Here is a 24,392-nt window from a genome sequence, read left to right on the forward strand (position 1 = left end):
ATGACAGCGAGGAAGAACGACGAGTCGTCCGGCGTCGATGCCATTCGGCGGTACGGGTTGAGGGTGGTGTTGTTGGGGACTTGCGAGCCGTGTCCCTGTTTAGGGCCCGGCAGGCTGGAGCAGGTTCCTTGCTCGGCGCTCGTGCCGGTGCGAGGGTTTTGTTATCCGCCTGCCGATATGAACGCGCGGTTGAACAGGCCCGAGTCGGCGAGGATGGTTTGTCCGGTCATCACCCGGTTGCGGCTGGAGGCGAGCAGCGCGTAGAGGGGGCCGTAGTCCTCCGGTTCTGGCAGGTAGGCCAGGGGCGCCGCGGATTCGAAGTGGGTCCGGAAGAGGTCTGCCGGCACGTCGGATTGTTTAGTAGCACCCAGCCCAAGCGTCTCGGCACCGCGCAGTTGGCTCTTGGCGATCCCCGTGGGTGCAACGCCGTTGACGCGCACGTCCGGGGCGAATTCGAAAGCCAGCTGGTTAACGAGGCTGCGGACCGCGCCCTTGCTCGTTGTATAGGGCACGCCACCGCCGTCGGCGGCGAAGGCGGCGTTGGAGCCGGTCAAGACGATCGCTCCGCGCTCCTTTTTGAGGAGGTCAAACATGATGCGGGCTGTCAGTACGTAGCCCTTCAGGTTGACTGCGAGCACCTCATCGAGAACCGAATCGACTTCATCAACAGGAATGTCCATGAGCCGGATGTTCCCGTCCCAGATCCCCTGGGTGGCGACCACAGCGCTGAGTCGCCCGTACCGTTCGAGGATGGACGCGCGGGTGCTTTCCAGGTCGGAAATGTTGCGGACATCGCCATGTATCACGAGGACATCGGCGCCAAACTCGCGTTCGAGATCTGCGACCTTGGCTGCATCGTATTCCAGGATGGCGAGTTGGGCGCCTTCCCCGAGCAGGTAGCGGGCCACTCCGAGCCCCAGGCCCGAACCCCCTCCGGTTACCAGGACCACATGGTCAGTCAGCAGTCCCATCGGGCTGTCCTCTCCTTTGCCACCCTTGCCGGGCGTCTTTGAATTCATGAAACTCTCACCTGCGATCCATCCGCTGCACGGGCGATCTCCAGGGCCTCCGCGAAGGTTCCCCGCCGTTCCAGCAAGCGCCGGTAGGGACGCAGGGAGCGTTCGCGCCCGCAGGCGAATACGGCGTGCAGGTGTTCGTCGCCGTACAGGACCAGGAACTCATCGGAGTCGAGTGCCCCTTCCGCAACCACCGTGCGGTCTTGTGGTCGGCGTCGTCCATAGGATTGGAAGCGTTTGCCGTACTGGTCGCTCCAGAAGTACGGCGGCATGCCATAGGGCACGGGTTCGGCACGCATGATGTTCAGTCCGACGTGCCTGCCCTGTTCGATGGCGTGCGTCCAGTGCTCCACCCTGACGGTCGCATTAAGCAGTGGGTGCTCGAAGGCAGCGACATCACCTGCCGCCCAGACTCCCGGGATGTTCGTCCGGCCGGCAGGGTCCGTGGTGACACCGCCGTTCAGCTTCACACCGGATCCGATCAGCCAGTCGGTGTTGGCTTCGACGCCGATTCCGACGAGAACGAAGGGTGTGCGGTGTGCGGTCCCGTCGGCGAAGGCGATGCGGTAGTTCCCGGGTTTCCCTTCAACGGAGGTGATTGCTACCCCGCCGTGCATGGCGACACCGTGATCACGGTGCAGTTTCCGGATACCGGTGGCCACCTCGGGCCCGACGATGGGCTCCAATGGCAGGGGGGCAGCATCGAATACGGTGACTTTCACGTTTTTTCGTGCCAGCCCGGCAGCGACTTCCAAACCGATGAAACCGGAGCCAATGAGGGTGATCTCGCCGTAGAGCGCCATGGCTGTCCTGAGTAGCCGCAGATCATCTATGGTGCGCAGGACCGGCAGCGGGGTTCCGTCGACGGTGCGCAGGCGGCGTGCGCGCGTTCCGGTGGCGATGACGAGTGCATCCCAGGGTAGAGGCTCCCCGTTGCTGGTGACGACGTAGCCCCGGTCGATGTCCAGGCCGACGGCTTCCTGGCCGAGGCGGAGGTAGATCCGGTTCTCGGCGAGCCGTTCTGCCGTGCGAAGTTCCAGGACCTCCGGCTCGGCGTCCGCGGTCAACAGATCCTTGGACACCGTTGGCCGGTCATACGGCGGGTGGCGTTCGGCGCTCAGCACGGTGATGGAGCCGTCAAAGCCGCCTTCGCGGAGCCCGTCCGCGGCACTCAGCCCGGCCGCCGACCCTCCGGCGATCACGACTCGTTGCGGAGCGCTGCTCATGGCCCGCTCACAGTCTGCATCGAGATGGCCTGGGCGGGGCAGTATCGGATGGCCTCCTGCAGGTCTTCACGTTCGTCCTCCCCGACCGAGGTGCGCAGCAAGATGGCGGTCGGGCTGCCGGCAGGTGTCTCAAAGACATCAGGCAGGACGGAGACACAGATGCCGTACATCCGGCAACGCTTGTCGTCGAGGTGGACATCGATTCCTTCACTCATAGAAACAGGCCCAGGTTCGGGGTGTTGAGGGCAACTTCGGTGAGGATGACTTCCCGGGTCAGCAAGCGGACGGCTCCATCAGTGAGTCGAAGGGTGTCGTTGCGGCGGCAAGGGATGAGGTCGAAGTGCTGGTCGATTCCGCGCTGGCGGTAAACGAGCAGCGAACTGGTCACAGCGATGACGTCGGGTCGACCGGTGAGCGTCACGTGGATGGATCCGACCAGGCGCATGGTGCGCGACGGCGGCACTTCCGAGTAGGCGATGCCGGTTGCGAGGCGTTCGATCCGCGTGTGGACGTGCGCCTTGGTATCACGGACACGGAAGGCCTTGCGGTCGATCTCCTTGCTGCGCGGTTCAGCGGCCTGGCGGATCGGAATTGTGTAAAGGAGGTCATCGTCGAGAAGGGCGAACCACTCGCGTTCGCGTCCCTCGTCCAGCAGCTGCGCTTCATGGGCCAGGAACTGGGCGGCCAACGTGTGTGTCTCGGCGGAAGCCTCAGCGGCTATGGGGTCCAAGGCGGTCGTCATGATTCGTTCTCCTTTCCGGTCGCAGCCTGGGCACCAAACCGCATTGTCTTCAGCCATGAGCGGTAGAAGCTGAGCTGGTTGTGTTCCCCGTAGCCGCTGTTCCGCTTGATGCCCGGACCCTGGTAGTCCGGATCGGGTGAGGTATCAACGGGAGTCCGGTGTGATTGCTGGTAATTGAAGGCCATGCCTTCGCGGCGCATCCACGGGCTGCGAGCTGCCTGAGGCGCACCCTCCCAGGCGACTGTGTCGTCCTGCTCGAAGGTGCCTGCGGAACCGAAGACGAACTGGCCGGCGACGGCTGATTCGAGTGCTTCTTCTTCGGACATGAAGTTCCACACAAACTGCCAGTTCCAGATCTCCATCTCTCCGGGACCGATCGGCTGCCACTGCCGGAAGGTGGTGACCACTGTCATGGGTCCGTTAGGTACCGTGGGCGAGTTGACTCGGAGGTAGCTGAAGTTCGGGAAAATTGTCCCCGTGGTCGGTGGTTCATTGTTGACCACCTGCAGCTGGGCCTCGTCCAGACCTGACAGGTCAAAGCGGCTGGTGATCTCCGGGGGGTAGCCCCACAGCACATAGCCCGGGTGAATGATGTCCGGCCAGGGGTGGGCAATGTTCGCGTGGCCGTTTCCGAAGTCGTATAGATGGGCCATCTCGCAGTTGCCCTGCAAGCCCTGAACCATCGCCACTTCCTCGTTGCTCCAGTGCAGCGTGTCGACGTGGTAAGCGTCGCCGGCGAAGTTCTCCGCCGCGATCTTCCAGTTCGCCTTGACCCTGTAGCGTTCCGGCGGACCGGCGACGCGCATACCGTCAGGGTGCAGGCCCACCATCAGATCCAGCATCCAGCCGGATCCGCCGAGGAACTCCTCAAGCGAGGGCCCCTCCTTGGAGAGGGACGCGAAGATGAATCCGGAACGAACGGCGATGCGGGGCGCGCGCTTCAGTCCCCAATGCTTGGGATCCAGCCGTTCCCCGTAGGCATCGTGCATGTGCGGCGTGCCCACGAGATCGCCCTCGTTGTTGTAGGTCCAACCGTGGTACGGGCACTTGAAGAAGCGTGAGTTGCCTGCATCCGTCTGGCACACCTGTGTGCCACGGTGGCGGCAGTAGTTCGACATTACGTTGACGCCGCCCTTGCCGTCCCGAGTGACGATAACGGGATCGAGACCGATGCGGCGCTGAACGAAGTCTCCTGCCTTCGGAATTTCGCTCTCGTGGGCGACGAAGACCCAGCATGTCCCGAAGATGCTGTCGATCTCGGCGTGGAAGACTTCGTCGTCGTTGAATATTTCGACCGGCACCTGGCCGTCTGCGAGAGATTCCTCGACGCGGTCGAGGAGTCCGCCAACTCGCGCGCCATTGGACGTAGTGACTGACATATGAGCTCCTAGATTCTTGACCGTGTGACCTTCAACACCCGGTGTTTGGCAACGATACGGGAGGGGTCCCATCAACAGAAGCTGTAAGTTTCGATGTCAATCGATCGATCTGATCAATGTATTTGGCGGCTCTGCTCACCTCGGTTGTTCAGCTTGAGCGCTTCGGTGAGAAGCCGGTTGCGGAGCCATTGCAGGCCGGGTTCGTCGTCGAACATTGGGTTCCAGGTCATGGTCTCGGTGACCGGCTCCAAGTGCATGGGCGGCTCCAACAAGCGGATGTCCGCCAAGGCGGCGATCCGCCGCGCGAGCAACTCGGGGATCAAGGTGATCAGGAGCGTTCCGCGGAGAATTAACGGCGCCAGCCCGAACCCTGCCGTGACCTCGACACGGCGCGGTATCGCCAGCCTGTCCAGCTGGGTGTCGACCAGGGAGAGTTGCGTGCCCCATTGGGTCGCCAGGTACGGCATGTCGCTGAACTGCTCCAGACTGATTTCCTCACCTACGTCCGGGTTCGCTTCATCGACGGCCAGGAGGTAGCGGTCTTGATAAAGCTCCTGCCGCGAGAATGATTGGCGGGGGAATACTTCGGCGGGGACGATGACCAAGTCGAGCTGATTGTGCTTGAGCTGGTCGACAAAATCGGGCGCCATGGTCTGGATGCTGAGCCGAATGCTCGGCGCCTCCGTTCTCAGCGCCACCATGAGGGGATGGAGCAAGGCAAGAGCAGAGTATTCGCTGGTCATCACCCGGAAGGTGCGATGCTCGTTTTCGGGTGCGAACGACTGCCGGGCCCACAACATCTCGCGCACCCTCGCCAGGATGTCGCCCACCGGGACGACGAGAGACTGCGCCAAAGGCGTAGCAATCATCGTGCGTCCATCGCGCACCAGGACAGGGTCATCCAGCAGCCGCCTCAGGCGCGCCAAGGTGGAACTCATCGCCGGCTGCCCTATGGACAGCCGCTTCGCAGCAGAAGACACGCTTCGCTCTGCCATAAGAGCGTCAAACGCCACGAGCAGGTTCAGGTCAATGCGGGCCAAATCAAAGTTCACGGGGGTGCAGTCCATTCATTGTCAAAATCGATCCAGATGTATCGCAAATAATCGTTTGAATCGAAGGCCAAGGCAAGGTTAGCTTGCTTGCATCAGGAGCTAACCGTCACGAAGGACGGATTCCAAATCAAGCGAGGACAGCAAATGACGACTCCCTTCCAACCAATTACCCGGCTACGGCACGTCGGCCTCGGAGTTCCGGACTACGCCAAATCGGTCGAGTTCTACAAGAACATGTGGGGGCTGCAGCCCGTCGCCGAAGACAGCGGCATCACCTTTTTTGGCACACCCGCGGACCCGGAACACTACATTCTTCGCGTTCGCAAGGACACGGACCAGCGGCTGGACCTCATCTCTTTCGGAACCGATACCGAAGCCGAGGTCGACGAGCTCGCGCAACGGTTGGGCAGCGCCGCCGTCAAACTGGACCGAGAACCCGGCCAGCTCGACACTCCAGGCGGTGGGTACGGCCTGCGGTTTTTCGACCCTGACGGGCGGCTGATTGAAGTATCGACCGGAGTCGAGGAGCGCCCTTACCGGGCGCTGGAGCCCCGGGAATCCATCCCTAAGAGCCTCAGCCACGTGGTCATCAACTCCACAGATGTGAAGGCCACGAAAGCGTTCTACGAAACCCACCTGGGCTTCAAGTTGTCCGACTGGTTGGGCGACATGATGTGCTTCATGCGCAGCGGCTCCCAACACCACATCCTCGCCATCGCGCAGGCCCCATCCGTTTCGCTCAACCACGTATCGTTCGAACTTCGCGGCCTGGACGAATACATGCGCGGGACCGGCCGCCTCCTGCGCAGCGGACACCGCCCGCTCTGGGGACCCGGCAGGCACGGTCCAGGCGACAACACATTCACCTACTTCAATGACCCCGAGGGCAACATCATCGAGTACACCACCGAGCTCGAGACGATCCCGGATGAGAACACCTGGGAACCCCGCACATTCGACATGAGCGACCCCGAATCCCAGGATCAGTGGGGCACCGGCGGTTCGATCACCGAGGAAATGATCCCCGCGATGCTGCGCCAGAAGACAGACAGCGGCCTCTGGAAACCGTCACCGGTTTAGCGCCATGTTTGGCCACGTGGAAACACGCTCCAACATCCCTCCCGTCCCTGCTGCGTGTCGAGGAAAGCTAATGGAAGTGGAGGAGTCGATACCGGCCAGCGCGTTCGTGGTTTCGTCACGGACGCTGGATGAAATAGACGAAGCAGTCCGCAAGGCAATGTCCCGTGACCTGTCGCGGGTGTTGCTGACCATGCTGCTGGAAGCTCCCGGACACGCCCGGGACATCGCACTCAGCCTCAACATCGCACCCGAAACCGTAGAACACGAACTCAATGCACTCGGCAGTCGGGAACTTGTGATCACCGTTCGGGAGGCAGAGGACTGTTGGTACCGCCTGGCCGATCGCCGAGTGGCTGATTCCATCAGCGCCCACCACCCTCCGGGCGCGCACTAAGGGCCCCGTCATCGCTGACGCGCACGAGCTCCCCAAAAGTGAACGCTGCCAAGCGTCGTAGAGGCTCTGGTCAAGCCGGTGCCGTCGAGATCACCCCACCCAGACGCCCGGGACGATCCGCCATCGGGTCGTGGACGGTAAATCTGCGGCACGGGTACCCCGGCACGGCGACGGGCGTTGAGGGTCCCGGTTCAGACTCTCGCCGTTCCCCAATCGTGCGTTACGACGAGCGCATTCCCGACACAGCTCCACCCTGAACCACCCATGCCAACGATCAAAGGAGATCTTATGACAATCACATCGTCTGCCCGAACGGCAGGCACCGCCCAGGCCCTGCCGCTGCTTTTCGCGACTTGTATGCAGGTGCTCGGCTCGGTGCTGCTGGCCCCCGTTATCCCGCAGCTGCTGGCAGAGTTCGGCGGCAGCCCGCTCGTGCTTCTGATCATCTCGGCACCTGCACTGATGGTCGCGATCTTTGCGCCGGTCGCCGGCCTGGTCGCCGACAGGATCGGCCGTAAGAATCTCTTGATCGTGGCGTTGTTCCTCTACGCGATCGTCGGAACGGCGCCGGTGTGGCTCCCCGCCGATCTGTCGATCATTCTCATCAGCCGGTTACTAGTCGGCATCTGCGAGGCGGCGATTCTCACATGCTGCACCACGCTCATCGGCGACTACTTCAGCGGCGACCGCCGGAACCGTTATTTCGGTTTGCAGTCGGTGTACACGACCATTTCGGCGACGATTTTCCTGCTCATGGGCGGCTTACTGGGTGGCAGCGGCTGGCGCACGCCATTTTACGTCTACGCAATCAGCCTCCTCATCGCCATCCCGATGATTTTCGTGCTGTGGGAACCCAAAAAGACTGAGGGAGACCGAGCAGCATCCCGAGTGCAAGCAGCGTCCGGCATCCCGTGGCGGTATCTCGCGTTGCCGCTTGTCGTTACGTTCTTCGGCGGTTTCGCGTTCTTCGTGGCACTCACCGAGCCGCCGGTCATCTACGCGAGCCTCGGGCTCGCTGACGCTCAGGCAATCGGGCCGATCTCCGCCGCCGCGTCACTCGCAACTGCGATCTTCGCTTTCATATTCCCGCGGCTCGCCCGCTTCGGAGCCAAAAAGCTTCTGCCCACTGCGTTTGGGGCACTGGCCGCCGGCTACGTCGTCATCTGGATCGCGGCGGACGCAGAGTCTGTGATCGGTGTCATCGCCGGCGTGCTAATCGCCAGTGCGGGAACCGGGATCCTGCTACCTACAATGTTGGCATGGGCGCTCGGTCGGATTCATTTCTCGGCTCGGGGCCGCTCGACCGGGGCCTGGGCCTCGGCCTTCTACCTCGGTCAATTCATCACGCCACTGGTTGTCGGCGCAATGCAGGGCGCGATCGGGATTGAGGCCGCAGCAGCCGTCGGTATCATCGGCATCCTATGTGCCCTTGTCGCCCTCGTGCTGGCAGCCGTCGTGCGACCCGGGCCCGTCGGCGCCGAGCCGGTTGAAGAAGAAAAGGTCCTCACCGCTCCGTAAATCATCCCAATGCCCTAAAGGACCGCAGCCCCCTGGACTGTGACCGCGACTTTGCCCCACCCGAAGACGCGTACTGCTCGCATCCGAGACGGGAGCTACAGGGCGCCGAATGCTGCGTCATATCAATACGTCCCGGGCCTAAACGCATGGGCCGCCCGAAGCTTGCTCCACCTAGCTTCCGGGCGGCCCACGCCACCCACTTCGACAGCCAACAACGGCCACCCAGAGAAAAGACGACGGCACCATGACGGACCACACCGGCAGCGCTCTCGACTCCGCCCCCCTTCAATATGGCGATCACGTCGATGTCCACGGGAATGGACCCACCCGTTACAGCGGACACGTGGAGGAAACCATGCCGCAGCTGAACATCGTGTGGGTCCGGGAACTGAGGACCGGGGAACGCAGAATGCTCTTCATGGACGAGTGCCAAATCCACCGGTATCAGACCTGATTCAGTCAGACAATCCTTAAGACAGTGTCGAGCAGATCAGGCCAGCACTTCCCGCCCCACGATAGAAAGGTGCTTCGCCATGACCCCGCACCACATCACCGCATCCAGCATCGAGGAGGCCGACCGGCTCCTCAACGCTGCTGTCAAAGAACTCCAAGACCTGACCCTCGATAGCTTCGCCCGGCCTCGTAGGCATTGAAATTCGAGCTATCCATCAAGCGGACGTTCGCCACTCTACTGAGAGTGACAACGACCGTTGACCTCTTGTCCAGCCGCGGAATGGTACTTCGTGAAAGGCAGACCGGCCATATCAGCTCCTCAGCGTCGAACCCTGCCAATATCGTCCATGACCTCACCGACCGCGGTATAGGCTCCAGGTCCTCACCGGCCGCGGAGTCCCAACGCTCGTGAATCCGGCGATTAGCGCTTTCGAAACAGGATAGGGCACAGCGCTGCGGACAAAGAGCTGATGGGGCTCACGGGGCTCGCAGCAACATGCAACAGGAGCCAGAAGGCACCCTTGTGCACCCGGTTAGAGTGGGAGCATGACGTTGGGGGACGCGGCCACAGAGCCGCTTGTACACTTCAAAGACTTCCGCATGGATTTCGGGGACACGACGGTCATCAAAGACCTCTCCTTCGACGTCCACGCCGGGGAAACCTTCGGGTTCCTCGGCAGCAACGGGTCCGGCAAAACCACCACCCTCCGGGCACTGCTGGGCATCTACCAGCCCACCGCCGGGACCCTGCACATCGGCGGCAAACCCTTCGCCCCGCAGGACGGTGCCCGGCTCGGGTACCTGCCCGAGGAACGCGGTCTGTACAAGAAAGAGACCGTCCTGGATGTCATGGTCTACTTCGGCCGGCTCAAAGGCCTGGACAAGACCCGCGCCAAAACCTGGTCCCAAGAGTACCTGGAACGGGTGGACCTGGCCGACAAGGCGAACATGCGGCTCGATAAGCTTTCCGGCGGGCAGCAGCAAAAGATCCAGCTCGGCGTGACCACAGCTAAATCACCACGCTCCACATACCGGAGCCGACATCGAGTACCGAGTACTGGAAAACACTTCTGCCGGAGCGGGCACGTACAGCGGCACGTTACCTCCGTACGGCGCAAACCTTAGTAAACGGCTCGGCTACATCCGCAATCACTTGCAGCAAAATGAAAAATACTGGGACAACAAGGCCGACAAGGTGTGGCGGGAAGCCCGCGAAACTCTTGTCAGAGAGATGCGCAAGGCTTGGGAAAGGGCAATCGAAGAGGTCCTCTTCAACGACGCGGTGACGCGTTTCGAACGTGCCGTCCAGACAAACCGAGTCCGCACGGTTACGGTCGACGACAGCGACTGGACTGCAATTGAAAATGCAATGACCGAGCTCTCACGGCTCGGGCCCCATGACGAACCGCAGGAAGCTCAGGACGAACCGCCAAGCCCTGCTGATATAAAGTCCCTCATTCAGGACCTTGAAGATTGGAAATCGGGCGTAGCCCAGAAGCGAAAAGCCACGGACAAGCGTAGGCCCAAGGTAACCGCCAAGATCTGACCTAACGGTAGGGTTCTTCCGGACAAGCATGTCCCTGCGCGCTACAAACGCTGATAACAGCGCATACGTAACCCAGTGGCCGAGGAGGACATTCCGCGGAAAGCAGCATTTACTTCAAGGTAGCCGCTGGTTCAACCCCTGGCACTTTTGGGGTTCCAGCCGGAAGATCGTCTGCAGCGGCCTGCAGGAGCGTCGTCAGGTGTTCAACTTGTGCTGAGAGCCGGCGGAGTTCCTCTCGGATCGGCTCCTCTGCGGAGTCGATCTCCGCTGCGGTTTCTTCTGCGACCGACTGCACCATCCAGGATGCGACGGAAGCCGTGACGACACCCAGGACAGCGACGCCGCCGACCATGAGCCCGGCGGCAACACACCGGCCGAGCGCCGTCACGGGGTAATGGTCCCCGTACCCCACGGTCGTTATGGTGGTCATGGCCCACCAAACGGCATCCCCAAAGGTGGTCAGATTCGAACCTGGAACATTTTTTTCGGCGTCGAGGACCGCTAGTGCACCGGCGTAGATCAACAGTGTCGCGGAGCTCAGTACGAAGATCAGCACCCTGCCGCGCAGGGCATTTCCTCCGACGCGGTGAACGACCCGCAGGAGACTGACCAGGCGCAGCAACCGCAATGGCCGCAACGCCGGTAGTGCGACAATTGCCAACTCGTGGAGATTTCGGACGAACCAGCGCCCACGATTAGGAGCTAGGACTAGATTGATCACGTAATCGCCAGCGAACGCGAGCCACGTCGTCCAGATCAGGAATTCGACAACAGCGAAGTCGGTGTTGGAAATGACCTGGACGGAATAGGCGGCGAGGAACAGCACAGCGGCGATTACCAACGGCCACTCGGAGCGCCTTCGCCATGATTCTTGCGTCATGGCTGCAGTCTAAGGCAGGGCATCGGCACCGCGGGCGTTGCGATCTCGTGCTGATCTTGCGCAGATCGTGGGGCCTATTGCCTTCTTACAACGAGCGGCTCCACACAGGCCTGTGATGGGCGGAGACAAAGTGGCAAATTCTGAGCTCCTTGGCATTCAATTGGCCTTCGTTGGTAGCGAACAGTCATCGGGCGTGATTTCGAAGCCTTAAACTTTTCCTATGGCACAACGAGTAGTAACCCTTCTGGAAGATGACTTCGACGGCTCCAAGGCAAGCGAGACACTTTCGTTTGCCCTTGACGGCGTCGAATACGCCATCGATCTCAATGATGCTCACGCAAGCGAACTACGTGAAGCATTCAGCCGCTACATCAAAGCAGCCCGAAAGACCGGCGGGCGGGCCCGGACAACTCGTCCAGCTTCCTCCAATGCCCGCGAGGTCCGTCTTTGGGCGGCCGAACAGGGCTTGCCAGTCAATACCCGCGGCCGCATCCAGGCTGACATCATGGAAAAGTACGAAGCCGCGCACTAAGGGCCATACCACCAGATCCGGAGTTCAGCCGGCTGATATGGGCTGGGTCAAGAGCAGAACCCCACTTAGCACCGCCTAAAGTGCAAAACCGAGGCCGGAACTTATTCGAGTTCTGGCCTCGGTTTTGCTTGTTGACCAGCTGTTCCTTAAACAACTCGAGCGGGACAACCTTTGTCCTTATCGACTTCACCAAGCTCCGCGCGAGCCTGATCCTGATGTATAGGATGTCCCGCCTGGCCATGCTGACTTCCTTACAAATAGTCATGTGGCATGCCGCGATGGCGGGAGATGTCCAGGTTATCGGCGACCGCCAGCAACGCGGCAGCTTCGGCAATCGCAGCCTTGTCCCGGGATCCGCGGTCCTGCTCTTCCAGTCTCACCAGCGCCCCTGCGGCGTCTGTCCGCGCCCGCCGCCGGGCGTCGTGGAACAGCATTAGCGCCAGCAGACTTAGAGACTCGGGCTCGTGCGGAGAACCCTCGAGCACCACAACCAGCAACCGGGCGAGGCGAATCTCTTCCCGGACCAGAGACCGCGGATCGAGGTGCTGCCGCCGGTAGCCGAATAGCCCTCATTAAACATGAGATAGACCGGCAAGGCCTTAGCAGCACCCAGATCGCCGCAACCGTCGGGGCCGCCCAAAGCACCGTCCGCTACCACTTGGCCACGGGCAGCCAAGGCCGAACCGCCTCTCAGGGACGACTACCGCAACGCCACCCGCCCCACACGGACCACCCGCATCGCCGCTGCAGGGCTGCAAAACCTCCGCGACACCCTCGCCCTCTACAAAGCCGAAGGCCGCCTCCCCTCATCCAAGTCCCCCGCAGCCCGCGAACGGGCCTTGGCGACCTGGCTCATCATTCGACGTCGGGACCTTCTTAGAACCGGAACAGCGATCCTAGGACGCTCTCCCGCTAACCGCGAACCGCAGCCGACGCGTAACTGGCCGTCCCGTACGTTGTTCCACAACCCACGTCAGCATCGCGGCCTCCATGGGACAGGTCGTGTCCAGCCCCTCAGTGACGGACCGGAGACCCGCTCCCAAATTTCCCCGAATTATCCGAAGATCATGCGTACTCTGCGGCCGGGACGCCGCAAGCGGTCATGGCCCCAAATCCAAGGGTGGCTGGACGCATTCGAGCCGCAGCAATGGTAAAAACCTTGGCCGCGCAGAGCGTACGTGTTCCCGGCGGCCAACGAGGCGGCAAGTTTATGATCACGTGCAGGTTCTCCGCCGCCCCCGGCAAAGTGAACGCCAGAATGGAAAAACCCCAGCTTTTCAGGGCCGGGGCTCCACGTGGGCACTTGACTACGGTAACGACCGGGGTGATTCCGGCTACTTTTCCTCTAGGATGACAGCAAATCCGCTGTTGGGGTGGAAGCTGTACGAAACCTCGAAGTTGCTCCAGGAATCCGTCCGGGTTCCGTCGAGAGCGCGCGTCTTGCCCATCTTGGCCAGGACGGCCGATGAGGCCCCGCTTGCCTTGAGCACGCAGTCCACTTCAGACTGCTTGAGGCCCGTCAGGTAGGGCGACTTCTCCCCCGCGGTGCGCATCTCCACCGACTTGCCTGCGTCCATCAGCTCCATCCCGACGGTTGCCCCCTTTATGCACTCGGACGTCGCCTTCTGCAGCGTGGTCCTAGTGTCAGTCGGAGTCGGAGACGGCTCAGCTTGCGCAGTTCCGCCACAACCGGTGAGCGCAAGCCCCACTGCGGCGACGGCTCCAGTTATGATCAGTCGTTTCATTCATTCCCCCATTTTTTTGAGCGCGGGCATGAGCCCGCAGCTGTAGTTCCGCTATCAGATCAAGCTCGAAGATGCTGCTGAGATCGAGCGTCCCTACACCTCGACCAGCTGACCGGCCATGACAGTCCTCCTGAGCACATGTACTCCTTGTCACGTCACGAGCGACGGAACTCTTGCCACACGTCGGCCCACAGATTTGAGAGCCGATGTAAGACTAGGGCCAACATCCGACATTGAGCGTTTCCAGCGTTCCGAGGGGGCCCGGGGTCGCAGAAGCCGATCTAGAGGCACCGCGTACCCGGGCCGGCTCCCGTGTCACCGGGTCGCCGCGGATGCCGTCCTAGTTGGCCAGCAGCTCAGCCGCGCGCTGACCTTGGTCACGCCCGCTGGAGTCGTGACGGAATCCACCAACCGCATGTCCAGCTCGCCTTCACGGTGGTCAGAGGACGCTTCGATCAAGGGTGATATGCGACGGTCCGCTGTCCTGGCATGCGTAGCCTGGGCGCGATCCTTCGAGGGGGCCATGCCTCGGCATGCAATGGGCCGGAGCCTTGGCATGTCGCCGCGGGTGGCCTCACGACAGCGAGGGTCCTACCAAGGGGATACCAGGGGTTTGTTCACGATCTTGGCTGATTCGGCCTGATTCAGACTGAATAGCCGGCTTCCCCGCAGAACGAAAAAACCCCGCAGATCCCGTGTAAACACTGGGAACTGCGGGGTTCTAGCTGGTGGCTCCGACCGGCGTCGATCCGGTGACCTTTCGATTTTCAGACGAAAGTTCAAACGGTCGGGGGCCTCCCGCGAGACAAACCGGAACATGGATTCGAGTGGCGGCAAGCGAAGGAGACGCGCTACAAGCCCTCAGGTGGTCATCTGACGGCACTCCGTCCGCCAACCGCGTCCCAGTCGCGTATGACGCTGCAGCCAGCGCACACGGGCGCACAGCCCCATGCCCTAGTCCGGCGCGCGGTCGGCAAGGCTAGCCAGGAGCAGCCATTTAACAGCCACCTGACAGAGAAAGTTAGGAAATCCCGGGGAATCTCAGAGACGACTCTCGGAAAGCGCTCAACTGTTGCCGCAGAAAAACCCCCGGAATCACGCGGATTCCGGGGGTCTTAGCTGGTAGCGGCGGGGAGGCTCGATCTCCCGACCTCACGATTATGAGTCGTGCGCTCTAACCAACTGAGCTACGCCGCCATAAATGAGGAAAACCTGCGCTAAGCCGGTCAAAAACCGCCTTGACACAGGCCCTCATTCAGAGCCCCCCACCGGAATCGATCCGGTGACCTCGTTCTTACCAAGAACGCGCTCTACCACTGAGCTAGGGGGGCAACGAGTAAATACTTTACCGGAAGATCCGCCTGCCAACAAATCGGGGCCGGAACGGCGTTCCAGGCGGCAAAATCCGCGGAAATCCGGGGCCTCAGGGGACCGTTTGGTGCCCCGCAGCCGGGCCGTCCCCAGCCCCGGGTACCCGGATGTGACCAAGGGAACTTAACGAAGAACGGGCCGGCTGTTGGGCCGGCCCGTTCTCAGGGTGAATCAGTGCTTAGCGCTGATGGTTACCACTTGTTGCGGGGCTTGAAGCCGCCTTCGGTGCGCGGCTTGCGGGCCGCGTCGGTGCCGACGCCACGTTCGTTGCGGTCGCTGAAGGAGCGTCCGCCACGGTCAGCGGAGGACCGCTCGCCGTCGGTCTTGCGGAATTCGCGCTTGAAGCCGCCGTTGCCCTTGAAGTTGCCGCCACGGTCTCCGCCGCCGGAGAACCCGCCGCGGCTTCCGCCCTGGCCGCCACCCTGGTAGCTGCCGCGTTCGCCTGAGGGCTTGCGGCCGTTGTCCAGCTCGAGGTGGATCAGCTCGCCGCCGATCCGGGTGCGGGACAGAGCCTTCAACTGGTCGGAACTCAGGTCCGCCGGGAGCTCCACGAGGGAGTGGTCCGCGCGGATGTCGATGCCGCCGATCTGGGCCGAGGAGATGCCGCCTTCGTTGGCGATGGCGCCAACGATTGAACCCGGCATAACGCGCTGACGGCGTCCGACGGCGATCCGGTAGGTGGCGTTGCCTTCGGTCAGGGTGCGGGTCGGGCCGCGTGAGCCAAAACCGTCCTTGGCGCGTTCGCGCTTCTGGAATTCAGGAGCGGCGGGCAGTTCCTTGACCAGGAGCGGCTGGCCGCCCTGGGCCATAACGGCCAGCGCAGCAGCAATCTCCGAGGCCGGCACGTTGTGCTCTTCCTCGTAGGAGGAGATGAGGTCGCGGAACGCCGCAACATCCTCGGACTCGAGCGTCTCGGTAATCTTTTCCGCGAACTTGCCCAGGCGCAGCGTGTTGACCGTCTCCGCGGTCGGCAGGTGCATCTGCTCGACCGGCTGGCGGGTCGCCTTCTCGATGGAACGCAGCAGGTACTTCTCCCGCGGCGTCATGAAGAGGATCGCGTCGCCGGAACGGCCCGCACGGCCGGTGCGGCCGATGCGGTGCACGTAGGACTCGGTGTCGTGCGGGATGTCGTAGTTGACCACGTGGCTGACGCGCTCGACGTCGAGGCCGCGGGCGGCAACGTCGGTGGCGACGAGAATGTCGATCTTGCCGTCGCGCAGGGCCTCAACGGTGCGCTCGCGCTGCTGCTGCGGGATGTCGCCGTTGATGGCGGCGGCCTGGAAGCCCCGCGCACGCAGCTTGTCGGCCAGGTCCTCGGTGGCCATCTTGGTCCGAACGAAGGCAATGACGCCTTCGAACTCTTCGACCTCAAGGATGCGGGTCAGCGCGTCGAGCTTGTGGGGGCCCATGACCTGCAGGTAGCGCTGGCGGGTGTTTGCGCCGGTCGTGGTCTTGGACTTGACCTGGACCTCGGCCGGGTTGTTCAGGTACTGCTTGGACAGCCGGCGGATCTGGCTGGGCATCGTGGCGGAGAACAGTGCAACCTGGCGGCCCTCGGGGGTCTGCTGGAAGATCTGCTCGACGTCCTCGGCGAAGCCCATACGGAGCATCTCGTCAGCTTCGTCCAGCACCAGGTACTGGAGTTCGGACAGGTCGAGGGAGCCCTTGGAGATGTGGTCGATCACGCGGCCGGGGGTTCCGACAACCACCTGTGCGCCGCGGCGCAGGCCGGCGAGCTGGGGGCCGTAGGCGGAGCCGCCGTACACCGGGAGGACGGTGAAGTCATCGATGTGCTTGGCATAGGAGGTGAAGGCCTCGGCAACCTGGAGCGCGAGCTCACGGGTCGGAGCAAGCACCAGGGCCTGCGTCTTGCGGGACGGGCCGTTGAGGTCGTGGAGCTCGGCCAGGCGGGACAGCGCCGGTACTGCGAATGCTGCAGTCTTACCGGTGCCGGTCTGGGCCAGGCCCACGACGTCGCGGCCTTCAAGCAGCAGCGGGATGGTTGCTGCCTGGATCGGGGACGGCTTCTCGTAGCCGACGTCCTGCAGGGCAGCCAGGACACGGCCGTCAATGCCGAGGTCCACGAACTTGACGCCCTCATCTTCGTCCTCGTCCTTGGCCGGGGCGGCCTTGGTCTCGGCTTCGGTGTGGGTGTCGCCCTGCGGTGCGGTCTCGGCCGCAGTCTGGGTGTCAGCCTGCGGTGCGGTCTCGGCTTCGGCCGGAACCTCCACGGGAGCAGGAGCCTCGGTGAATACCGGGGCGGAGCCGGCTGCGGGGGCAGCCGTTTCAGAAGTCTCGACGTCGCTCTGAATGGTTTCGGTTTCGACGGAGTTGTTCTGATTTTCGGGCATAGGTGAAATATCCTCATCCATAGGGGCCAAGCGGCACAACCCGAGGTGAGCGGAGCCGCAGTACGCGTGACGCTAAATCGCCGGACATACTTTGACCGGCCGGTCACATAGAAGCCCGGCGCTTTCGCAATCCCGTGGCAGGACTTCCCGCTGCAACTCTTGGCTGCTATCCCAGCAGTCTGTACAGCGTTTTCTTTAGCCGGCTCTCCCTATGAAAATGCCCGCATCTCAATTGCGCGGGCCCCAACACTTACCAGTCTTGCCTCAAGAATTGGGCAGGAAATAAGGGATTTCCGGAGTGGGGGATAGTTCAATTGTAGGGCATGGATTCGCGCATGGGTAACCCGGGGGCCCACGACGGCGGTGAGCTTGCGCACACGGGTCGCTGTTCCGCTGCACGGCGGGGCGTCGGAGGCAACCAACGATCCGACCGGGGCGCCCTTAGGGAAGTGCCGCATTAAGGATGGTTTGAACGTCGGCGTCCAAACCCTCCATGACGAAATCCACGTCCCTGGTGGTGCAGGAGGTGGCTCCTTGCCAGTCAGACTTCAGCACGGATCCGTCAACGCACCAGAACGTGTTTCCCCCGCGTCCGTCGATCTCCAAGACAACCTTTACAGCCTCCTTGGGTCCCCAAGGCGTCTCCACATTCTCCGGTCCATGCCGTACGAAGGCAGCGGCGCTTATCGCCGAGGGATCACTTTCGTTGAACTGGCTGAACTCCCTGCGTCGGGCAGCCGCTGCCAGGCAGTCTTTTAGCACCAGGTGGGCGGCGTAGCTCGGGATCGGATTCTCCGTGAGATCCGGCCACGGGGGCAAAGCCTCCGAACGGACCTCCACAACGGACCTCTCCAGATGGTCGACCCACGTATAGGCACTCCACTTCATCACATCGGTGGGGAAGCGCGTCTCTTGGAACAGGTGGATGATCGGGCCTTCTGCAACCTTGAATACCAGCGTTGTCTGAACCAGGCCTTCGGAAACGTGGCGGATCAGCGCTCCGGCCTTGCCGCCGCCGTCGTCGAAGGAGGCGGTTTCCGTAGTTGTCATGGGGGAAAAATAGCAGCCATGCCCCGCGTGCTGCGCTGATTTGCCCATGACGCGCTAAAAAGCTGGCGCACCGGATATACCCCTGTCGCTTTCTTTTATGCGCGTCGTGGACGGGAAGGAGCGTCGCGGAAACGAAGGGGCGTCGCGGAAGCGAAGGCGCGTCGCCAGCCCGGTCCGTAGGGTGTGGATCATGGCAAGGTCGATAATTTCGCCGCGCAGCGGCAGGGCACACGCAGTCGCCGGTTCAAGAAGCTTCCTGTTCCCGTCTCAAAGCTCCGCTGGGCGCTGCTCCGCAGGCTGATCTTCGCTGTCCCCGTCGGCTTAGTCGTCGGCAGGAAGCTGAACAATGCCTTCAACGCCGATGAGTCAGGCTCGGGGGCCACAGCCGCGATACTCGTTGGCATGGGGCTGTCGTTCGTCCTTTTCCTCGCGATCATCTGGCTCCTTGGCCGCAACCGGCGGGCAACTTTCGTTGCATCGGGCGGGGACGGCGGCGGAGGAGGCTGCGACTGAGCCCCGCCCGCCGCGACCGTGAGCCGCGCCTGCAGCGTGCTGAGCTGCAGCTTCCCGCTGAGCGTGCGCTATTCCTACAGCGCGCTGCGCTGCAGCTTCTCGAACTCCAGGCGGTACTCCGGCTGGAGCCGGATCTCACCGTCGGCATCCGCGTCCCGCAAGGCCTCCATGTCCGCCAGCGTGGGATCGCTGAACCATTTGCCAACGGTGACGCCATGGGTCGGCAGGAAGATCCGGTGGATGTGGTCCCCCGCCTGGATGCTGCCGACGCGCACCACGCGCAGGTAGGCACCTACACGCCCCGTGTCGCCGAACCGTTTGACCCAGTGCGGCTCCTTCATCCGGCGCTGGAAGGCGGCGCAGGGAGTGCGCGGCGAGGTCACCTCGACTTCGACGTCCAGTCCGATCTTCCAGCGTTCGCCGATCACGGCGTCGGTGGCGCTGAGGCCGGCGACGCGCAGGTTCTCCCCGAAGATCCCCGGCGGCAGTTCGCGGCCGAGCTCCGCGGCCCAGTAGTCGGCGTCGTCCTGGGAGTAGGCGTAGAGCGCCTGGTCCTCGCCGCCGTGGTGGACGCGGCTGGCCTGGATATCGCCGTGCAGTCCGAGTCTGTGCACCCTGACCGGTCCGGCCACGGGCCGCTTGTCGATCGCCGTCACGCCGACACTTCCGGGGTCGCTCAGCAGCTGGTGTACGCGGCAGACGGCGAGAACAGAAGCGGTGTCCATGGCACCAGTGTAGGCCCGGGCCCCGGCCGACGCTCCAGCCCGGTTGCTTTTACTCCGGGCACCGGACACGCCGGGCCCACCGGCGTGTCGGCCACCGCTAAGGGCGGGTGGCAGGAAGTAACCGGGAAGGAACGCAGAGTCCCCGCCCGCAGGTGACCGTAGGATGCTCAAATGAGCCGTGTTGAATCAACAGATGTGTCCGATGTCCTGGCGATCGATTCCCTGCTGAGCGCCGAGGAGCTGGCCGGCCGGGAACGGATCCGCGATTTCACCGACCAGCGCATCCGCCCGGGCATCGCCGGCTGGTATGAGGACGGCGTCTTCCCGCTCGAGCTGGCCCCGGAACTGGGCGAACTTGGGGTCCTCGGCATGCATCTGGAGGGCTACGGCTGCCCGGGACGCTCCGCCGTCGAATATGGCCTGGCGGCGCTGGAACTTGAAGCCGGCGATTCCGGCATCCGCACCTTTGTCTCCGTGCAGGGCTCGCTGGCCATGACGGCCATCCACAAGTGGGGCTCCGAAGAGCAGAAACAGGAATGGCTCCCCCGGATGGCCGCCGGCGAGCTGATCGGCAGCTTCGCGCTGACCGAGCCCACCGCCGGCTCGGACCCGGGCTCGATGAAGACGTTCGCCCGCCGGGACGGCACCGGCGAGGACGCCGGCTGGATCCTGGACGGCGCCAAGCGCTGGATCGGGCTCGCCTCGGTGGCGGATGTGCTGGTGGTCTGGGCGATGACCGACGACGGGGTCCACGGCTTCCTGGTCCCCGCCGGCACCCCGGGGCTCACCGCGACGCCGATCGGGCAGAAGCTGTCCATGCGCGCCTCGATCCAGTGTGATGTGACGTTCGACGGCGTCCGGCTGGGTCCGGAGGCGCTGCTCCCGGCAGCCCGCGGCCTGCGCGGCCCGTTCAGCTGCCTCAACGAGGCGCGCTACGGGATCGCGTGGGGTGCGATGGGCGCGGCCCGGGACTCGTACGAGGCGGCCTTGAAGTATTCCCAGGAGCGGCTGCAGTTCGGCAAGCCGCTCGCCGGCTACCAGCTGACCCAGGAGAAGCTGGTGAACATGCTGTTGGAGATCCAGAAGGGCACCCTGCTGGCACTGCAGCTGGGCCGGCTCAAGGACGCCGGGAGGCTGCGGCCGGAGCAGATCTCGCTGGGCAAGCTCAACAACGTGCGCGAGGCGATCACCATCGCTCGCGAGGCGCGGACCATCCTGGGCGGGAACGGGATCACGCTGGACTACTCGCCGCTGCGGCACGCCGCCAACCTTGAGTCGGTGCGCACCTACGAGGGCACCGATGAGGTCCATACCCTGATCCTGGGCCAGCACATCACCGGTCTGGCCGCCTTCCGCTAGCCCCGGGCCGGTACTGCGGGGACAGTGTCTGGCGTGATCGCAGCCGCGAAGCGCCGCCTCAGCGAGATATCGCTGTATCGTCCCTGCGAAGGTCGAGCGCCGTCGTCAGGGAGCCGCGCCGCAGGACCAGAAGCCAGCACACCATGATCGCCACGGCGCAGAAAACCCCGGCGCTGGACGCCATGATCCAGAGTCCCGGCGTCTGGATGTCCAGGTTCTCGGCGCCGAGGGCGGTGCCGATGGTCTTGGGTGAGAACAGGAACACCAGCACGGAAACGCCCAGGACTCCGCCCATCAGCCACCGCATCCCGCGGTAGCGGTGCGGGGTCTCACGCAGCGTCCAGGCGAAGGCCGGAAGGACAGCCGCGACCCAGACCCAGTGGTGGGACCAGGAGACCGGGCTGATCAGCAGCATGGTGAGAGCCGTCGTCGAGATGGCGACCACGCGGGCCCCCTGGTCGCTGGCGGTTCTAATGATTCCTGCGGCCAGCACGACGACGAGCAGGCTCAGTCCCAGCCAGGGAACGGTGACGGTCGCTTCGGGGACGCCGAAGTGCAGGAGGGCGCCTTTGATGGACAGGTTGTCGACGTAGCCGGCGCCGCCGATCCGGGAGGTGTCCGGCAGGATTTCCAGCCAGAACTGCAGGGATTCTGCGGGCCGCAGGAGGAACCCGATCAGCACCGTGGACGCGAAACCGACGCCCATGTTCAGCAGCCCGCGCCAGTCCTTGCGCATCAGGAAGTAGAGGCCGAAGACCAGCGGGGTGAGCTTGATGCCGGTCGCGACGCCGACGACGAATCCGCTGCCGGGAAATCCCCGGGTCCAGCGCGGGTTGCGGGCCAGCAGGTCGGCGGCCATCAGGCCCATCAGCAGGATGTTGATCTGGCCAAAAGCCAGGGTCTCGCGCCACGGGCCCAGGTTCAGCACGGCCAGGACCAGAACCGCAGCCGCCAGGCGGTTGCCCGGGGAACGGTAGGTGCTGCGCCAGTCCATCCGTGCGTTCCAGTAGCGGACTGCGCGGACGGCAACCCAGACCGCCACAACGGCCCCCGCGGTGTTGAAGAGGTTGAGGGCGAGCTTTTCCGGGAGCCGGGCCAGGAGGCTGAAGAGCAGCGCGGCAAACGGGGGGTAGGTGAACGGCAATCCGGGTCCGCCGGCCCAGGCCACGGTTGGCCCGTAGAGGTCTGACGCCGCCGGACCGGCCGCGTTGAGGATCTTGCCGCCGTGCCAGTACACGCTGAAGTCAAGACCCTGTTTGCCCCAGACACCCAGCCAGCGCCACACCAGGTAAACCACGACGGCCAGAGCCAGGACCGTGGAAAGCCGCAGCAGCTGCCGGACCGTCGACCGCTCGAGCAGCCGGACCGGTCCGGGCTGCGCTTCCGTCGCAGCGTCCTGAACGGTGGCGTGCCTGTTTTCGGCATCAAGCAGTGACATGGATCCCCCAAATTGGTGTCGTCGAGGGCCGGCCGCGGGCAGGATCCCTGCTGACATCCTACCGAGCCGCTACGCCGGAACCGGGACCGGGTCCTTCTTGCCGGCGTCCTTTCGGATGGTCGCGCTGATCACCGCCGCAATGGTGCACATGGCGGCCGCGCCGAACCAGGCGTAGGTGTACTGCCCGGTGGCGTCCCGGATGGCGCCGGCTGCCAGCGCCGCGGCGGCCGCGCCAAGCTGATGGGCCGCGAACACCCAGCCGAACACCACGCTGGCGTCCGCGCCGAAGACCTCTCGGCAGATGGCGGCGGTCGGCGGCACAGTGGCGACCCAGTCCAGCCCGTAGATCACCACGAACACGATCATGCTGGGTTGGACGGTGGCGCTGAGCAGCAGCGGCAGTACCAGCAGGCCGATGCCCCGGAACTGGTAGTAAACGGCGAGCAGGATCCGCGGGTTGAACCGGTCCGTCAGCCAGCCGGAGGCGATTGTGCCGATGATGTCGAAGATCCCGACGACGGCCAGCAGGCCCGCCGCGGTGGTCGTGGCCATACCGTGGTCGTGGGCGGAGGGGATGAAGTGGGTGCCGATCAGGCCGTTTGTGGTGGCGCCGCAGATCGCGAACCCGGCCACGAGCGCCCAGAACGTCCGCACCCGGCTGGCCCGTTTAAGCACCTGGAGCGCCCGAACGGCGGCGTTGCGGTGGGGTCCGCCTCCCGTTGCGGCGACCGGTCTGGACTCCGGCCCGGGTCCGCGCGGCTCCGCACCCGGCGCCAGGTCCTTCTCCGTTGCGGGCTCCGCCGCCGGCGCGGGCTCGGCACCGTAGGGCAGCACGCCGGCTTCGGCCGGGGAGTTCTTCAGGAACTTCAGAACCAGCGGCACCACGGCGAGGGCGCCGGCGGCGATCAGCAGCGAGGCCTGCCGCCAGCCCGGATCCTGCGCCAGCGCGGCCATGAACGGCAGGAAGACCAGCTGCCCGGCGGCGCTGCCGGCGGTGAGGATGCCAATCACCAGCCCGCGGCTCTTCTCGAACCAGGTGTTGGCGATGGTCGCGGCGAAAACCAGTGCCATCGACCCGGTGCCGAGGCCGATCAGCAGCCCCCAGGTCAGCAGAATCTGCCAGGACTGGTTCACCAGCACAGTCAGGGCACTGCCGGCCCCGATCAGCACAAGTGCCACCGCGGTGACCGCCCGGATGCCGAAGCGTTCCATCAGCGCCGCGGCGAACGGTGAGGTCAGGCCAAAAAGCACCAGGTTGATGCTGACGGCGGCCGAGAGCACAGTGGTGGACCAGCCGAATTCGCTTTGCAGCGGCACCATCAGCACCCCCGGCGCGGCCCGGAACCCGGCGGCGCCGACGAGCGCCAGGAACGCGACGGCGGCGACGATCCAGGCCGGGTGGATCCTCCGCTTGGCAGCGGGCAGCAGGGTGTTTTCCGGGGCGCTCATGCTGCGGTTCCGTTCGTGGTGCTGGCTGGGAAGGTAGCCGGGGCGGCGGCGAGGGGAACGGGGTCCGGGGTCCGGCTCAGGCTGTGCCAGCTGGTGTTGTGGGCCGTGAGCCGTTCCCCGCAGACGGTGCAGCTGTCCGCGGAGGTGGTGGGTTCACCGCAGCCGGTGTGGATTACAAACATGTGGGCCCGTTCGGACGGTGCCGGCAGATGTTTTTCGGCCCACAGCACGACGGCGTTCAGCACCGGCAGGGTGTCCTCCCCCTTCGCGGTGAGGACGTATTCCTGGCGGGTGCGGCCGCCGTCGTCGTACGGCTGCCGGGTCAGCAGCCCGTCGTCGACGAGCGCCGCCAGACGCCTGGTGAGGACGGAATCCGCTGCCCCGAGCCGGGACTTGATGGCGTCGAAGCGGCCGTTGCCGAAGAAGACCTCCCGGAGGACGAGCATGCCCCACGGGTCGCCGAGGATGTCCAGGCCGCGGGCCATGCTGCAGGTCCGCTGGGACCAGTCTGATCGGAGTGCCATGCCGACAACCTAGCTGACTATCTTCAAGAAAGCCAGAGCGCCGCGGAAA

General features: G+C 63.9%; 23 protein-coding genes, 2 tRNA genes and 1 pseudogene. 9 read left to right on the forward strand and 17 right to left on the reverse strand.

Going from position 1 to position 24,392, the window contains the following annotated elements:
• Positions 1–161: 161 nt before the first annotated feature.
• The 6 genes from AC50X9_RS15330 to AC50X9_RS15355 all read right to left on the reverse strand — a co-directional run bounded on the left by AC50X9_RS15330 (position 162) and on the right by AC50X9_RS15355 (position 5,415).
• Complete coding sequence (locus AC50X9_RS15330) at positions 162–1,019, reverse strand: SDR family oxidoreductase (RefSeq protein ID WP_494894663.1); 858 nt, start codon at positions 1,017–1,019, stop codon at positions 162–164.
• Complete coding sequence (locus tag AC50X9_RS15335) at positions 1,016–2,242, reverse strand: NAD(P)/FAD-dependent oxidoreductase (RefSeq protein ID WP_494894665.1); 1,227 nt, start codon at positions 2,240–2,242, stop codon at positions 1,016–1,018. Before AC50X9_RS15335 ends, AC50X9_RS15330 begins: the two co-directional genes overlap by 4 nt.
• Complete coding sequence (locus AC50X9_RS15340) at positions 2,239–2,457, reverse strand: ferredoxin (RefSeq protein ID WP_494894667.1); 219 nt, start codon at positions 2,455–2,457, stop codon at positions 2,239–2,241. The genes AC50X9_RS15335 and AC50X9_RS15340 overlap by 4 nt, the downstream gene beginning before the upstream one ends.
• The gene (locus tag AC50X9_RS15345) at positions 2,454–2,984 is read right to left on the reverse strand and encodes an aromatic-ring-hydroxylating dioxygenase subunit beta (protein ID WP_494894669.1); all 531 of its coding nucleotides are present in this window, start codon (positions 2,982–2,984) and stop codon (positions 2,454–2,456) included. Before AC50X9_RS15345 ends, AC50X9_RS15340 begins: the two co-directional genes overlap by 4 nt.
• Positions 2,981–4,363 (reverse strand): aromatic ring-hydroxylating oxygenase subunit alpha, encoded by a 1,383-nt coding sequence (locus AC50X9_RS15350; protein ID WP_494894671.1) that lies wholly within the window; start codon positions 4,361–4,363, stop codon positions 2,981–2,983. The genes AC50X9_RS15345 and AC50X9_RS15350 overlap by 4 nt, the downstream gene beginning before the upstream one ends.
• Positions 4,364–4,476: 113 nt before the next feature.
• Positions 4,477–5,415: a LysR family transcriptional regulator gene (locus AC50X9_RS15355; RefSeq protein ID WP_494894673.1), complete on the reverse strand. Its 939-nt coding sequence runs from the start codon at positions 5,413–5,415 to the stop codon at positions 4,477–4,479.
• Between the two features lie 144 nt (positions 5,416–5,559).
• Here AC50X9_RS15355 and AC50X9_RS15360 point away from each other — a divergent pair, with 144 nt between their 5' ends.
• The 6 genes and pseudogenes from AC50X9_RS15360 (at position 5,560) to AC50X9_RS15385 (ending at position 10,406) form a co-directional block, all read left to right on the forward strand.
• Entirely contained in the window at positions 5,560–6,495 is a 936-nt protein-coding gene (locus AC50X9_RS15360; protein WP_494894675.1) for a VOC family protein, read from the forward strand.
• A 70-nt stretch (positions 6,496–6,565) separates the two neighbouring features.
• Complete coding sequence (locus AC50X9_RS15365) at positions 6,566–6,889, forward strand: hypothetical protein (protein WP_494894677.1); 324 nt, start codon at positions 6,566–6,568, stop codon at positions 6,887–6,889.
• A gap of 288 nt (positions 6,890–7,177) precedes the next feature.
• A complete protein-coding gene (locus AC50X9_RS15370) occupies positions 7,178–8,407 on the forward strand; it encodes an MFS transporter (RefSeq protein ID WP_494894679.1) in 1,230 nt (409 codons plus the stop codon).
• A 244-nt stretch (positions 8,408–8,651) separates the two neighbouring features.
• Entirely contained in the window at positions 8,652–8,861 is a 210-nt protein-coding gene (locus AC50X9_RS15375; protein WP_494894681.1) for a hypothetical protein, read from the forward strand.
• A 545-nt stretch (positions 8,862–9,406) separates the two neighbouring features.
• Positions 9,407–9,880: pseudogene (locus tag AC50X9_RS15380) on the forward strand (ATP-binding cassette domain-containing protein); the annotation flags it as partial.
• Between the two features lie 133 nt (positions 9,881–10,013).
• Positions 10,014–10,406 (forward strand): hypothetical protein, encoded by a 393-nt coding sequence (locus tag AC50X9_RS15385; RefSeq protein WP_494894683.1) that lies wholly within the window; start codon positions 10,014–10,016, stop codon positions 10,404–10,406.
• Positions 10,407–10,515: 109 nt separating this feature from the next.
• Here the strand turns inward: AC50X9_RS15385 and AC50X9_RS15390 are convergent, their stop codons facing one another.
• Positions 10,516–11,286 (reverse strand): potassium channel family protein, encoded by a 771-nt coding sequence (locus AC50X9_RS15390; RefSeq protein ID WP_494894685.1) that lies wholly within the window; start codon positions 11,284–11,286, stop codon positions 10,516–10,518.
• Between the two features lie 220 nt (positions 11,287–11,506).
• Between AC50X9_RS15390 and AC50X9_RS15395 the strand changes: the two genes are divergently transcribed.
• Positions 11,507–11,818, forward strand: coding sequence for a histone-like nucleoid-structuring protein Lsr2 (locus AC50X9_RS15395; RefSeq protein ID WP_494894687.1), 312 nt, complete (start codon positions 11,507–11,509; stop codon positions 11,816–11,818).
• A 251-nt stretch (positions 11,819–12,069) separates the two neighbouring features.
• Here the strand turns inward: AC50X9_RS15395 and AC50X9_RS15400 are convergent, their stop codons facing one another.
• The 6 genes from AC50X9_RS15400 to AC50X9_RS15425 all read right to left on the reverse strand — a co-directional run bounded on the left by AC50X9_RS15400 (position 12,070) and on the right by AC50X9_RS15425 (position 18,335).
• Positions 12,070–12,306, reverse strand: coding sequence for a DUF6596 domain-containing protein (locus AC50X9_RS15400; protein WP_494894812.1), 237 nt, complete (start codon positions 12,304–12,306; stop codon positions 12,070–12,072).
• An 846-nt stretch (positions 12,307–13,152) separates the two neighbouring features.
• The gene (locus AC50X9_RS15405; protein ID WP_494894689.1) at positions 13,153–13,395 is read right to left on the reverse strand and encodes a hypothetical protein; all 243 of its coding nucleotides are present in this window, start codon (positions 13,393–13,395) and stop codon (positions 13,153–13,155) included.
• A gap of 1,288 nt (positions 13,396–14,683) precedes the next feature.
• Positions 14,684–14,760 (reverse strand) — tRNA-Met (locus tag AC50X9_RS15410).
• A 62-nt stretch (positions 14,761–14,822) separates the two neighbouring features.
• A tRNA-Thr gene (locus tag AC50X9_RS15415) sits at positions 14,823–14,894 on the reverse strand.
• A gap of 231 nt (positions 14,895–15,125) precedes the next feature.
• Entirely contained in the window at positions 15,126–17,285 is a 2,160-nt protein-coding gene (locus AC50X9_RS15420; RefSeq protein ID WP_494894691.1) for a DEAD/DEAH box helicase, read from the reverse strand.
• 441 nt (positions 17,286–17,726) lie between these two features.
• Entirely contained in the window at positions 17,727–18,335 is a 609-nt protein-coding gene (locus tag AC50X9_RS15425) for a hypothetical protein (RefSeq protein ID WP_494894693.1), read from the reverse strand.
• 183 nt (positions 18,336–18,518) lie between these two features.
• Here AC50X9_RS15425 and AC50X9_RS15430 point away from each other — a divergent pair, with 183 nt between their 5' ends.
• Positions 18,519–18,848, forward strand: a complete 330-nt coding sequence (locus AC50X9_RS15430; protein WP_494894695.1) for a hypothetical protein — start codon at positions 18,519–18,521, stop codon at positions 18,846–18,848.
• A gap of 74 nt (positions 18,849–18,922) precedes the next feature.
• On the opposite strand, the gene AC50X9_RS15435 is transcribed toward AC50X9_RS15430, so the two are convergent.
• Entirely contained in the window at positions 18,923–19,573 is a 651-nt protein-coding gene (locus AC50X9_RS15435) for an MOSC domain-containing protein (protein ID WP_494894697.1), read from the reverse strand.
• Positions 19,574–19,744: 171 nt separating this feature from the next.
• On the opposite strand from AC50X9_RS15435, the gene AC50X9_RS15440 reads away from it, so the two are divergent.
• Positions 19,745–20,932, forward strand: coding sequence for an acyl-CoA dehydrogenase family protein (locus AC50X9_RS15440; protein ID WP_494894699.1), 1,188 nt, complete (start codon positions 19,745–19,747; stop codon positions 20,930–20,932).
• Between the two features lie 58 nt (positions 20,933–20,990).
• On the opposite strand, the gene AC50X9_RS15445 is transcribed toward AC50X9_RS15440, so the two are convergent.
• From AC50X9_RS15445 to AC50X9_RS15455, 3 genes are all read right to left on the reverse strand, one after another.
• The gene (locus tag AC50X9_RS15445; protein ID WP_494894701.1) at positions 20,991–22,370 is read right to left on the reverse strand and encodes a glycosyltransferase 87 family protein; all 1,380 of its coding nucleotides are present in this window, start codon (positions 22,368–22,370) and stop codon (positions 20,991–20,993) included.
• Between the two features lie 69 nt (positions 22,371–22,439).
• A complete protein-coding gene (locus AC50X9_RS15450) occupies positions 22,440–23,819 on the reverse strand; it encodes an MFS transporter (protein ID WP_494894703.1) in 1,380 nt (459 codons plus the stop codon).
• Positions 23,816–24,343 (reverse strand): winged helix-turn-helix transcriptional regulator, encoded by a 528-nt coding sequence (locus tag AC50X9_RS15455; protein ID WP_494894705.1) that lies wholly within the window; start codon positions 24,341–24,343, stop codon positions 23,816–23,818. The genes AC50X9_RS15450 and AC50X9_RS15455 overlap by 4 nt, the downstream gene beginning before the upstream one ends.
• Positions 24,344–24,392: the final 49 nt, after the last annotated feature.

It is taken from the genome of Pseudarthrobacter sp. HLT1-3 (assembly GCF_059383535.1).